At 72.8% G+C, this 11,914-nt stretch carries 9 protein-coding genes and 2 pseudogenes; 10 read left to right on the forward strand and 1 reads right to left on the reverse strand.

Features of this window, described 5'->3' with window-relative positions:
* The 7 genes and pseudogenes from K6I33_RS22885 to K6I33_RS22915 form a co-directional block, all read left to right on the forward strand.
* Positions 1–503 (forward strand): annotated as a pseudogene (locus tag K6I33_RS22885) (FAD-binding oxidoreductase); the annotation flags it as partial.
* Between the two features lie 48 nt (positions 504–551).
* Positions 552–2,357 (forward strand): acyclic terpene utilization AtuA family protein, encoded by a 1,806-nt coding sequence (locus K6I33_RS22890; protein WP_229356184.1) that lies wholly within the window; start codon positions 552–554, stop codon positions 2,355–2,357.
* Positions 2,354–3,976 carry a carboxyl transferase domain-containing protein gene (locus tag K6I33_RS22895; RefSeq protein WP_229356186.1) on the forward strand — a complete coding sequence of 541 codons (1,623 nt, stop codon included), beginning with the start codon at positions 2,354–2,356 and terminating at the stop codon, positions 3,974–3,976. The genes K6I33_RS22890 and K6I33_RS22895 overlap by 4 nt, the downstream gene beginning before the upstream one ends.
* Before the next feature lie 18 nt (positions 3,977–3,994).
* Positions 3,995–5,881 (forward strand): biotin carboxylase N-terminal domain-containing protein, encoded by a 1,887-nt coding sequence (locus tag K6I33_RS22900; RefSeq protein WP_229356188.1) that lies wholly within the window; start codon positions 3,995–3,997, stop codon positions 5,879–5,881.
* Positions 5,878–7,041: an acyl-CoA dehydrogenase family protein gene (locus tag K6I33_RS22905; RefSeq protein WP_229356190.1), complete on the forward strand. Its 1,164-nt coding sequence runs from the start codon at positions 5,878–5,880 to the stop codon at positions 7,039–7,041. The genes K6I33_RS22900 and K6I33_RS22905 overlap by 4 nt, the downstream gene beginning before the upstream one ends.
* Positions 7,042–7,055: 14 nt before the next feature.
* Positions 7,056–7,724, forward strand: a complete 669-nt coding sequence (locus K6I33_RS22910; protein WP_229356191.1) for a TetR/AcrR family transcriptional regulator — start codon at positions 7,056–7,058, stop codon at positions 7,722–7,724.
* Between the two features lie 137 nt (positions 7,725–7,861).
* Positions 7,862–8,419: a hypothetical protein gene (locus K6I33_RS22915; RefSeq protein ID WP_229356193.1), complete on the forward strand. Its 558-nt coding sequence runs from the start codon at positions 7,862–7,864 to the stop codon at positions 8,417–8,419.
* 106 nt (positions 8,420–8,525) lie between these two features.
* Here K6I33_RS22915 and K6I33_RS22920 read toward each other — a convergent pair whose 3' ends face one another.
* Positions 8,526–10,070, reverse strand: a complete 1,545-nt coding sequence (locus tag K6I33_RS22920; RefSeq protein WP_229356195.1) for an alpha/beta fold hydrolase — start codon at positions 10,068–10,070, stop codon at positions 8,526–8,528.
* Positions 10,071–10,223: 153 nt separating this feature from the next.
* Here K6I33_RS22920 and K6I33_RS22925 point away from each other — a divergent pair, with 153 nt between their 5' ends.
* The 3 genes and pseudogenes from K6I33_RS22925 to K6I33_RS22935 form a co-directional block, all read left to right on the forward strand.
* Entirely contained in the window at positions 10,224–10,808 is a 585-nt protein-coding gene (locus K6I33_RS22925; protein ID WP_229356197.1) for a TetR-like C-terminal domain-containing protein, read from the forward strand.
* Complete coding sequence (locus tag K6I33_RS22930; protein WP_308297272.1) at positions 10,805–11,659, forward strand: alpha/beta hydrolase; 855 nt, start codon at positions 10,805–10,807, stop codon at positions 11,657–11,659. The genes K6I33_RS22925 and K6I33_RS22930 overlap by 4 nt, the downstream gene beginning before the upstream one ends.
* Before the next feature lie 75 nt (positions 11,660–11,734).
* Positions 11,735–11,914, forward strand: a pseudogene (locus K6I33_RS22935) (hypothetical protein); the annotation flags it as partial.

Raw genomic sequence — 11,914 nt, forward strand, 5'->3', positions numbered from 1 at the left:
CCCCCGTCGTCGTCCTCGAACCGAGCTGCGCCGCCGCCCTCCGCACCGACCTCCCTGAGCTGCTTCCGGACGATCCGCGCGCCGCGCGTCTCGCCGCGTCCGTACGGACCTTCGCGCAGGCCCTGGAGGAGCGCGCCCCGCACTGGGAGCCGCCCCGCGTCGGCCGGCTCGTCGCCGGGCAGACGCACTGCCACCAGCACGCCGTGCTCGGCGACGCGGCGGAGCGAAGACTGAGGCAACGCGCCGGGCTCACCGGCGACTTGAGCGGTGGATGCTGCGGCCTCGCCGGTGACTTCGGCTTCACGCGCGGCCACTACGACGTGTCCGTCGCCTGCGCCGAGGAGCAGTTGCTCCCCGTCCTACGCCGGGCGCCCGAGGGGGCGTACGTCCTCGCGGACGGGTTTTCCTGCCGTACACAGATTCGTCAACTCTCCGACACTCAAAGCCTGCATCTGGCCGAGGTACTGGCCCGCCATCTGCCCTCGTCACCCGGCCGAAAATGATGCAAGCACGCTTGCTTGTTTCCGGGCCCGCTGTCACCCTCCGGTGCCATGCCCGAACCCGCTTCCGCCCCGGTGCTGCGTGTCGGCAACGCCTCCGGCTTCTACGGCGACCGTTTCGACGCCCTGCGCGAGATGCTCACCGGCGGCCCCCTGGACGTCCTGACGGGCGACTACCTCGCCGAGCTGACCATGCTGATCCTCGGCCGGGACCGGCTGAAGGACCCCGGCGCCGGCTACGCGCGCACCTTCCTCGGCCAGTTGGAGGAGGGGCTGGGGCTGGCCGCCGACCACGGCGTCAAGGTCGTCGCCAACGCGGGCGGCCTCAACCCCGCCGGGCTCGCCGAGCGGATCGCGGAGCTCGCCGACCGCGTCGGCGTGCCGGCGCGGATCGGCTACGTCACCGGGGACGACCTGCTGGCGGACGGCGCCTCCGAGGGCCTCGCGGACGCGCCCTGGGTCAAGGGCGCCCTCACCGCCAACGCCTACCTCGGCGGCGCGGGCATCGCCGAGTGCCTGCGCGCGGGCGCGGACATCGTGGTGACCGGCCGGGTGACGGACGCGGCGCTGGTCACCGGCCCGGCGATGGCCCACTTCGGCTGGACCGAGGACGACCTGGACCCGCTCGCGGGCGCGGTCGTCGCCGGGCACGTGCTGGAGTGCGGGACGCAGGCGACGGGCGGCAACTACTCCTTCTTCCAGGATGTCCTCGGCGAGCACGGCGGTGAGCACGGCCTCCTCCGCCCCGGCTTCCCGCTCGCCGAGCTCCACGCCGACGGATCCGCGGTGATCACCAAGCATCCGGGGACGGGCGGCGCGGTGAACGTCGGCACGGTCACCGCGCAGCTGCTGTACGAGACGGCGGGCGCCCGCTACCCCGGCCCCGACGTGACCGCCCGCCTGGACACCGTCCGGCTCACCGCCGACGGCCCGGACCGGGTGCGCGTCGACGGGGTGCGCGGCGAGTACCCGCCGCCCACGCTGAAGGTGGGCGTCACCCGGGCCGGGGGCCACCGCTACGAGGTCGCCTTCGTGCTGACCGGCCTGGACGTCGAGGCCAAGGCCCGGCTCGTCCGCGCCCAGCTCGACGGTGTCCTCGCCGCCCACCACCCCGCCGAGGTCCGCTGGACCCTCGCCCGTACGGACCGGCCCGACGCGCCCGTCCAGGAGGAGGCGAGCGCGCTGCTGCGGCTGGTGGTGCGCGACCGCGACCCGGAGGTGGGCCTGGCCGTCCGGGCGGCGTGCGTCGAGCTGGCGCTGGCCAGCTATCCCGGCTTCCACATCGCGGCGCCGCCCGGCAAGGGCACGCCGTACGGGGTCTTCGAGGCGGCGTACGTGCCTCCGGAGGCGGTACGGCACGTGGCGGTGCTGCCGGACGGCACCCGGGTGCCGGTCCTGCCGCCGCCGGTACGGACCGGGGGCCGGGGCGCGGCCGTGGGCCGGCCGGCGGTGCTGCTGCCCGACCCGCTGCCCGCCGGGCCCACGCACCGGGCGCCCCTGGGGCTGATCGCGGGGGCGCGCAGCGGCGACAAAGGTGGCAGCGCGAACATCGGTGTGTGGGCGCGTGGCGAGGGAGCGTGGCGCTGGCTCGCGCATGAGCTGACCGTGCCACGGCTGAGGCAACTGCTGCCGGAGACGGCCGGGTTCGTCGTGGAGCGGCACGTCCTGCCCAACCTCCGGGCGCTGAACTTCGTCGTGCACGGCCTGCTGGGCGAGGGCGTCGCCTCCCAGGCCCGCTTCGACCCGCAGGCCAAGGCGGTCGGCGAATGGCTGCGCTCCCGGCACGTGGACCTCCCGGAGGCGCTGCTGCGGGAGTTGCGGGAGACACGGGAGGCGCGGGAGATGGAGGAGTTGTGACCGTCCTGTCCTCCGCCCTCGACCCCGCCTCTCCCGGCCACGCGGCCAACCGCGCCGCCATGCTGGCCAAACTCGCCGAGGTCGGGGCCGAGCACGCCAAGGCCGTCGCGGGCGGCGGGGAGAAGTACACCGCCCGGCACCGCGCCCGCGGCAAGCTCCTCGCCCGCGAGCGCGTCGAGCTGCTGCTCGACCCCGACACCCCGTTCCTGGAGCTGTCGCCGCTGGCGGGCTGGGGCAGTGACCACACCGTCGGCGCGTCGATCGTCACGGGCATCGGCATCGTCGAGGGCGTCGAGTGCCTGATCACCGCCAACGACCCGACCGTGCGCGGCGGGGCGAGCAACCCCTGGACGCTGAGGAAGGCGCTGCGGGCCAACGAGATCGCCCGCGCCAACCGGCTGCCGGTGATCTCGCTGGTGGAGTCGGGCGGGGCGGACCTCCCCAGCCAGAAGGAGATCTTCATCCCGGGCGGCGCGCTCTTCCGCGACCTGACCCGGCTGTCGGCCGCCGGGATCCCCACGATCGCCGTCGTCTTCGGCAACTCGACGGCGGGCGGCGCGTACGTCCCCGGGATGTCCGACCACGCGATCATGGTGAAGGAGCGGGCCAAGGTCTTCCTCGGCGGCCCCCCGCTGGTGCGGATGGCCACCGGCGAGGAGAGCGACGACGAGTCGCTGGGCGGCGCCGCGATGCACGCCCGGACGTCGGGGCTCGCCGATCACTTCGCCGTGGACGAGCGGGACGCGCTGCGCCAGGCGCGCCGGATCGTCGCCCGCCTCAACCGGCGCAAGGCCCACCCCGGCCCGCCGCCGTCCTCCGTCGGATCACCGGCCTCCGTCATGCCGCCGCTGTACGACGAGGACGAGCTGCTGGGCGTCGTACCGGACGACCTGAAGGTCCCGTTCGACCCGCGCGAGGTCATCGCGCGGATCGTGGACGGCTCGGACTTCGACGAGTTCAAACCGCTCTACGGGCCGAGCCTGGTGACCGGCTGGGCGCGGCTGCACGGCTACCCCGTCGGCGTCCTCGCCAACGCCCAGGGCGTGCTCTTCAGCGCCGAGTCGCAGAAGGCCGCGCAGTTCATCCAGCTCGCCAACCAGCGCGACATCCCGCTGGTCTTCCTCCACAACACCACGGGCTACATGGTCGGCCGCGCCTACGAGCAGGGCGGCATCATCAAGCACGGCGCGATGATGATCAACGCGGTGTCCAACTCCCGGGTCCCCCACCTGTCCGTCCTCATGGGCGCCTCCTACGGCGCCGGGCACTACGGGATGTGCGGCCGGGCCTACGACCCGCGCTTCCTCTTCGCCTGGCCGAGCGCGAAGTCCGCCGTCATGGGCCCGCAGCAGCTCGCGGGCGTCCTGTCGATCGTCGCCCGCGCGTCGGCGGCGGCGAAGGGCACCCCGTACGACGAGGACGGGGACGCGGCGCTGCGCGCGATGGTGGAGGAGCGGATCGAGGCGGAGTCGCTGCCGCTGTTCCTGTCCGGGCTGCTGTACGACGACGGCGTCATCGACCCGCGCGACACGCGGACCGTGCTGGGCATCTGTCTGTCGGCCGTGCACGGCGCCCCGGTGGAGGGCGCGCGGGGCGGCTTCGGCGTCTTCCGGATGTGAGGGGCTGTGAGGGGCTGAATGATCGCATCGGTTCTGGTGGCCAACCGCGGCGAGATCGCCTGCCGGGTCTTCCGTACCTGCCGGGAGGCGGGCATCGCCACGGTCGCCGTCCACGCGGACCCGGACGCCGGCGCCCTCCACGTGCGCACGGCCGACACGGCCGTCCGCCTGCCGGGCGGCACGGCGGCGGAGACGTACCTCCGGGGCGACCTCGTCGTACGGGCCGCGCTCGCGGCGGGCGCGGACGCCGTGCACCCGGGGTACGGCTTCCTCTCCGAGAACGCCGCCTTCACCCGGGCCGTCACGGACGCGGGGCTGGTGTGGATCGGCCCTCCGGCGGAGGCGATCGAGGCGATGGCCTCCAAGACCCGCGCCAAACAGATCATGGCGGCGGCCGGGGTGCCGCTCCTCGCCCCACTGGACCCGGCGGCGCTGACGGCGGACGACCTCCCGGTGCTGATCAAGGCGGCGGCGGGCGGCGGCGGGCGCGGAATGCGGGTCGTACGGGATCTCGCGCTGCTGGAGGAGGAGTTGACGTCGGCGCGGGCGGAGGCCGTGGGCGCCTTCGGCGACGGCGAGGTCTTCGTCGAACCGTACGTGGAGGGCGCGCGCCACGTGGAGGTGCAGATCCTCGCCGACACCCACGGCACCGTCTGGACGCTGGGCACCCGCGACTGCTCCCTCCAGCGCCGCCACCAGAAGGTCGTCGAGGAGGCCCCGGCGCCGGACCTGCCGGACGCGGTGCGCGCCGCGCTGACCTCGGCCGCCGAGGCGGCGGCACGGGCGATCGGGTACGTGGGCGCGGGGACGGTGGAGTTCCTGCTGCCGCGCGACGGACGGAAGCCGTACTTCCTGGAGATGAACACACGGCTCCAGGTCGAGCACCCGGTGACGGAGGCGGTGTACGGGGTGGACCTGGTCGCCCTCCAGATCAGGGTGGCGGAGGGGGAGGCGCTGGGGACGGCACCCGAGCCGTACGGCCACGCGGTGGAGGCGCGCCTGACGGCGGAAGGGTGCCTGGACCGGCCCGTGAGGCGTTTGAGGACGGGCGCTTCCGTCCGCCTGGACGCGGGCTACGCCGAGGGCGACACCGTCCCCCCGCACTACGACCCCCTCCTGGCCAAGGTCGTGGCCCACGCCCCCACCCGCCGCGAAGCGATCCGCAAGCTCGCCCACGCCCTCGAACACGCCGGGATCCACGGCCCCCACACCAACCGTGACCTGCTCGTACGAACCCTCCGGCACCCGGAGTTCATGGCGGGCGCGCCCGACACCGGCTTCCTCGAACGCCACCTCGCGGAGCTGACGCGCCCCCGCGACGCGCGGCTCGCCGCCCTGGCGGCGGCCCTCGCCGGACCCCACGCCCCCGGCGCCTGGCGGAACGTTCCCTCGCAGCCGCAGGTCAAGCGCTACCGTTCCGAGCCCGACGGCGCGGAGCACGAGATCCGCTACCGCCGCACCCGCGACGGTCTCGTCCCCGAGGACTTCCCGGGCGTCCGCGTCGTATCGGCCGCCCCCGGCCGCGTCGCCCTGGAGACCGACGGCATCACGCGCGCCTTCGAGGTGACCGCGTACGACGACGCCCGGATCCACGTGGACACGTACACCCTCACCGCCCTCCCCCGCTTCCCCGACCCCACCGCCCGCGCGACCGAACCCGGTTCACTGCTCGCTCCCATGCCCGGCACGGTCGTGCGCGTGGCGGACGAAATCTCCATCGGCGCGCCCGTGAAAGCGGGACAACCGCTGGTGTGGCTGGAGGCGATGAAGATGGAGCACCGTGTGACCGCCCCCGTCGACGGCACGCTGACCGCGCTGCACACGGCACCGGGCCGGCAGGTGGAGACGGGAGAGACGCTGGCCGTGGTGACGGAGACGATCACAGAGACGGAGGAACAGCCATGAGCACTCTCATCGAATCCCCCGAACAGCGCGCCCTCCGCACCGCCGTGGCCGCCCTCGGCGCCCGCTACGGCCGTGAGTACTTCGCCGCGTCCATACGCGACGGCAAACACACCGACGAGCTGTGGGCGGAGGCCGGCAAGCTCGGCTACCTCGGGGTGAACCTCCCCGAGGAGTACGGCGGCGGGGGCGGCGGCATCACCGAACTCACCATCGTGCTGGAGGAACTGGGCGCGGCGGGCTGCCCGCTGCTCCTGCTGGTCGTCTCCCCCGCCATCTGCGGCACCGTGATCTCCCGCTTCGGCACGGACGCGCAGAAGCGCGCCTGGCTGCCGGGGCTCGCGGCCGGTACGACGAGGATGGCCTTCGGGATCACCGAGCCGGACGCCGGCTCCAACTCCCACCGGCTGACCACCACCGCCCGCCGCGACAGCGGCGGCGACTGGATCCTCACCGGCCGGAAGGTCTTCATCTCCGGCGTGGACATCGCCGACGCGACCCTGATCGTCGGGCGGACGGAGGACGCGCGGACCGGCCGGCGGGGGCCCTGCCTGTTCATCGTGGACCGCGACGCGCCCGGGTTCGCCCGCCGCCCGATCCCCATGGACATCGCCTCCCCGGAGAAGCAGTTCGAGCTCGTCCTCGACGAGGTCCGGCTGCCGGCGGACGCGCTCGTCGGCGACGAGGACGCGGGCCTGCTCCAGCTCTTCGCCGGGCTCAACCCGGAGCGCGTCATGACGGCGGCGTTCGCGATCGGGATGGGCCGGTACGCGATCGCGCGGGCCGTCGCGTACGCCCGCGACCGCCGGGTGTGGGACGAGCCGATCGGCGCCCACCAGGCCATCGCCCACCCGCTCGCGCGGTCGCACATCGAGATCGAACTGGCCCGGCTGATGATGTACAAGGCGGCGCGCCTCTACGACGCCGGGGACGACGAAGGCGCGGGCGAGGCGGCCAACATGGCGAAGTACGCGGCCGCCGAGGCGGCGGTCCGGGCCGTCGACCAGGCGGTGCACACGCTGGGCGGCAACGGCCTCAGCTCGGAGTTCGGGCTGGCCTCGCTGATCACGGCGGCGCGGGTGGCACGAGTGGCGCCGGTGAGCCGGGAGATGATCCTCAACTATGTCTCGCACCGGACGCTGGGCCTGCCCAAGTCCTACTGAACAGGAGCTTCACGATGCCGAAGCCGATGCCGGTCCACAGCATCGCGTTGGCGGACCGCACCAACCTTCCTAAGCAGGACCGTAGTCGGGCCACCCGCCGTCACCTTCTGGAGGCCGCCGTCGCGTGCCTGGCGGAGTACGGCTGGGCGGGTTCGACGGTCGGGGTCGTCGCCGAGCGGGCGGGGGTGTCGCGGGGCGCGGCCCAGCACCACTTCCCCACGCGCGAGGACCTGTTCACGGCGGCGGTGGAGCATGTCGCGGAGGAGCGCTCGGCGGCCCTGCGGGAGCTGGCCCTGCGGGAGTTGCTGTCCGCCACCCGCCCGATCGTGGGCCCGGCCCGTACGTACGTCGTGGTCGAGGGCATCGTGGGCCTCTGCACCGGCCCGCTCTTCCGCGCCGCCCTCCAGCTGTGGGTGGCGGCGGCGAACGACGTGCCGCTCCGGAGCCGGGTGGTGGACCTGGAGACACGGATGGGGCGGGAGGTGCACCGGATGGCCGTGGAACTGCTGGGCGCGGACGAGAGCCTCCCGGGCGTGCGGGAGACGGTCCAGGGCTTCCTCGACATGGCGCGCGGCCTCGGCCTGGCCAACCTCCTGACGGACGACAGCGCCCGCCGCGAACGCGTGGTGGCCCACTGGGCGGCCCTCCTCGACGACGTCCTCCGCCCACGCGGGCACCGCTGAATCCCACCAGCGCGTTTCGACCACGGCCGAACGCGGAGGCGCGCGCCCGTACCCCCTGTGGAGACTGGCTGGCATGCCCACCGGGAGCCCGGTGGGCGACAGCCCGGATTCCGTAAGTCCGTAAGGGGGAACCACTCATGGCACTGCGCAAGCTGGCGGCGATGACCGTCGCGGCCACCGCGCTCGCCGGTTCGCTGATCGGAGCGACCGGCACGGCCTCGGCCACGGGCACGCAGCAGGACTTCGCCGCCCAGGCGAAGACGGCGGGCCTGACCGTCTCGCAGACGAAGGAGCTGCAGGGCAGAGTCGACGGCTACCTGAAGGCCCTCGGCGGTGAACAGGTGGCCGCGAACAAGATCGAGATCGAGGGCGGGACGGTGCTGCTCGCCCTGCCCGGCGAGGAGCGGGCGCGCGACCTGAAGGCCAAGGACGCGAAGTTCGTCGACTGCCCGTACGAGAACTTCTGCATGTTCCGGGGCACGTACTACACCGGCGACCAGATGAACCTCTACAACTGCCGCAACTACGGCCTGACCAACTGGGTCGGCAACGGCTCCTGGTGGAACCGGCAGACCCCCGGCACACAGGCGAGGCTCCTCGGCCAGAGCGGCAACCTGGTCACCCTCACGGCCGGTGCCGAATCGTGGCAAGCGGTCTACAACTGGGACCCGATCTGGACCGTCCGTCCCTGCTGACGTGACCTGACGTGACCTGACGCGACCTGGCATGACCTGACCGCCTTCCGGGCCCGTGCGGCGTCGCTGCCGCGCGGGCCCGGAAGTCATGACCGTAACCGTCCGGCTAATGGACGACCCCGCTCTTGTCGACGGTGTACTTCCCGCTCGACGCCCCGTTGAAGGTGCCCTTGTTGATCCACTCGGTCAGCGCCGCGGTGATCGTGCCGTGCGGTCCCGCCCACGGCGTACCGGGCTCCTGGCCGTAGACGTTCGCCGGGCTCGTGGGCATGCAGCGGTCGCCGTCGCAGCCTTCCCACCCGAGCACGTGGCTGGCGCAAGTGATCTGGACCATCACCTTGTTCGTCGTCGACGCCGGAAGCGCGTTGTAGATGGCCGACGCGTTGGCCACCGGCACGGTGGCGTCGCCGGTGCCGTGGAGCACCAGGACCGGCATCTTCAGTTGCTGCGCGACGGTGGTGTTCCAGCCGTAGGTGGTGAAGGTCGGCGAGCGGACCAGGCCGGTGGGGTGGTGGGGGTCGTCGCCGCCCCACTTCTTCCCGAGCTGGTCCCCCTGCGTGAGCTCCTTCCAGACGTTGTCCTGGCTGTTCGGCGGGATGCGGCCGGTGCAGTCCTTGTCGCTCGGTCCGCTGGTTGTGGAGAGCGGCCAGGTGGTCGCCTCCTTCTGGTTGGCGACGACCAGGGGGAAGGAGACGAGGTTCGGCGGCTTCTGTTCCTCGGTCGGCAGGCCGTTGAAGAGCGACGACATGAAGACGGCGCTGTTGACCTTCGCGATCGTGGCCTCGCTGTCGGGCAGGGCCGGGTTGGGGTTGTCCGCGTAGAGCGTCCTCCCGACGCGGGGTCCCCCGAGCGAGTACCCGACGAGGGTCACCTTGCCGTCCGTCGGCTTGGCCTTCGCGATGGCGTCGTCGATGGCCTGGCGGATGTCACGTACCCATGTGTCGATGTTCGCGAAGCGCATCTTGCTGGAGTGGGCGTACAGCTTGTCGAGCGGGTTCGGTCTGAGCTTTTCGGCCTGCTGCTTGAGCGGAAAGATCGAGTTGTGCGTACGGTCGCACAGCCCCGAGGGCTCCGGACAGGTGCCGTCGGCGTTGTAGGGCGTGAGGCTGGCGTTGTGGGGGTCGTCCAGGCCGTGCTCGAACCGCGTGGAATAGCCGTAGCCGAGCATGTCCGGCGCGAAGGTGTCGATGCCCGCGCGGGCGAGCCCTTCCTGCACGCTCATCTTGTTGTTGTGCTGGTCCTTGCCCTTCAGGTCGAAGGCCGGACGCCCGGGAATCCCCCGTCCGTGGATCAGCACGGCGGCCTTGGAGGGCGTGTTCGGGCACCGCCCGTGCGCGTACTCCGGCCCCACGCGGTGCACGGCCACGTGCGCCTGCTGCCCGCTGAACTGCGGGTCCGGCATCAGCCCGTTCGGCACGGTGAAGTCCAGCGCGTAGTCGTCGCGGGTGATGTCCGTCGGCTTCTCGTCGCAGGGCGGTGCCTCGAACCGGATGGCATCGGTCATCAGCAGCCCGCCCACGCCGAAGGCGCCCACGGCCAAGCAGGTCCCCAGTGCGATCCACCGCCTGTGCACGACGGACCTGCTCCGCCACCACCGGGCCGGCGCCCACCCGCGCCGCCCCGTGTCGTCGTCCTCCTGGCTGCCGTCCATCGCGTCTCCTGACTGGGCTGGGTCACGGCCTGCACCCGCATCCTTCGACGGCCACGCGGGGCCCGCCACACGGGAGCCGCCGAATGGGCTGGCGAAACCCGCCCTTGATCTACTAGCTTTCTTCCTAGGAGCTCTAGGAAAGGGAGGCGCCGCGTGGTGCGCGCAGGAATCACCGCCGCCAAGCTGACGGCCGCGGCCGCCGCGATGGCGGATGAGCACGGCCTGGAGAAGGTCTCGGTCTCGGCGCTCGCCCGCCACTTCGGGGTCAAGGACGCCAGCCTGTACTCGCACATCAGGAACCTGCGGGAACTGCGCGTACGGATCGCCCTGCTCGGCGCCGAGGAGATGACCGACCGGATAGCGGTCGCGGTGGCGGGCCGCGCCGGCAAGGACGCGATGACCGCCTTCGCGGACGCGTACCGCGACTACGCGCTGGCCCACCCCGGCCGCTACGCGGCCACGCAGATGCAGCTCGCGCCGGAGGAGGTCGGGGACTCCCCCGGCTTCCGCCGGAGCGTCGAGCTGACGTACGGCATGCTGCGCGCGTACGGCCTCGCCGAGCCGGACCTGACGGACGCGGGACGGCTGCTGCGCAGCACGTTCCACGGCTACATCCACCTCGAACTGAGCGGCGGCTTCAACCACTCCCGCCCCGTGCGGGAGTCGTGGTCGCGCTCGCTCGACGCTCTCCACCAGCTCCTGGAGAACTGGCCGACCCATGAGGAGGGGGACAAATGATGGACAAGCCTGTGACCGGCACGCTCGACGTACCCGGCGCCACCCTGCACTACGAGGTGCGGGGCAGCGGCCCGCTGCTTCTGCTGATACCCGGCGGCGCGGGGGACGCCGGCATGTACGCGGGCATCACCGCCACCCTGGCCGCCGAGTACAGCGTGGCGTCCTTCGACCCGCGCGCCCTGTCGCGCAGCCGCCTCCACGGCCCCCTCGGCGACCAGCGGGTCGCGGAGTGGAGCGAGGACGCGCGCCTGCTGATCGACCACCTGTCGCCGGACGAGCCGGTGTCGGTGATGGGCTGCAGCTCGGGCGCCATCGTGGCCCTGGACCTGCTGGCCCGCCACCCCGACCGGGTACACCGCCTGATCGCCCACGAGCCGCCGCTGCTGAACCTGCTGGCGGACCCGGCTCCGTACCACGAGCTGTTCGCGGACGTGCGCGAGACGTTCCGGGCAGAGGGCATGGAAGCGGCGATGGCCCGCTTCGCCGAGGGCGTGGGGGAACAGCGTCCGGACGGCGAACCCGAGCGGGACGCGACGGAACTCGCCCCGGAGATCCAGGACATGGCCCCCCGCATGTACGCCAACATGCCCGTCTTCCTGGAGAACATGCTGGTCCCGTTCACCTCGACCACCCCGGACGTCGCCGCGCTGCGGAACGCCGCGGCGAAGCTCGTCCCGGCGGCGGGACGCCTGTCATGCGACCAGGTGCCGTTCTACGGGCCGGTCGCCCGGCTGGCGGAACTGGCCGGCCGGCCGCTGGAGGAGTTCCCGGGCGGGCACCTGGGCGCGGTCGAACGACCGGAGGAGTTCGCGGAGCGGATGCGGGCGGTGCTGGGCAACACGGCTGCCTAGGCCTTGCCTTACCTTGCCCTGCCGGGCCGAAACCGGACCTTGCGGGGGTGCTGAGGCGGACGTGACGATGGCGGCATGACGCAGCCGGGCGAGGACGCGGACAGCAGACACAGCGGTCACGACGGGCACGACAGGCACAGCGGACGACGGGGTACGGCACGCCGTACGGTGCTCGGCGCGGCCACGGTCGGTGCGGCGGCCCTCGGACTGCCGTCGGCGGCGGCGATGCCATCACCGGCGGCCGGACCCGTACCC

Source organism: Streptomyces sp. UNOB3_S3, from assembly GCF_020740895.1.
In the GTDB taxonomy this organism is placed as follows: Bacteria; Actinomycetota; Actinomycetes; order Streptomycetales; family Streptomycetaceae; genus Streptomyces.

Excerpts from the sequence above, each read along its gene's own strand:
- K6I33_RS22890 (WP_229356184.1), top strand. The coding sequence starts at position 552 with ATGCCCGAACCCGCTTCCGCCCCGGTGCTGCGTGTCGGCAACGCCTCC.
- K6I33_RS22900 (WP_229356188.1), top strand. The coding sequence starts at position 3,995 with ATGATCGCATCGGTTCTGGTGGCCAACCGCGGCGAGATCGCCTGCCGG.
- K6I33_RS22905 (WP_229356190.1), top strand. The coding sequence starts at position 5,878 with ATGAGCACTCTCATCGAATCCCCCGAACAGCGCGCCCTCCGCACCGCC.
- K6I33_RS22910 (WP_229356191.1), top strand. The coding sequence starts at position 7,056 with ATGCCGAAGCCGATGCCGGTCCACAGCATCGCGTTGGCGGACCGCACC.
- K6I33_RS22915 (WP_229356193.1), top strand. The coding sequence starts at position 7,862 with ATGGCACTGCGCAAGCTGGCGGCGATGACCGTCGCGGCCACCGCGCTC.
- K6I33_RS22920 (WP_229356195.1), bottom strand. The coding sequence starts at position 10,070 with ATGGACGGCAGCCAGGAGGACGACGACACGGGGCGGCGCGGGTGGGCG.
- K6I33_RS22930 (WP_308297272.1), top strand. The coding sequence starts at position 10,805 with ATGATGGACAAGCCTGTGACCGGCACGCTCGACGTACCCGGCGCCACC.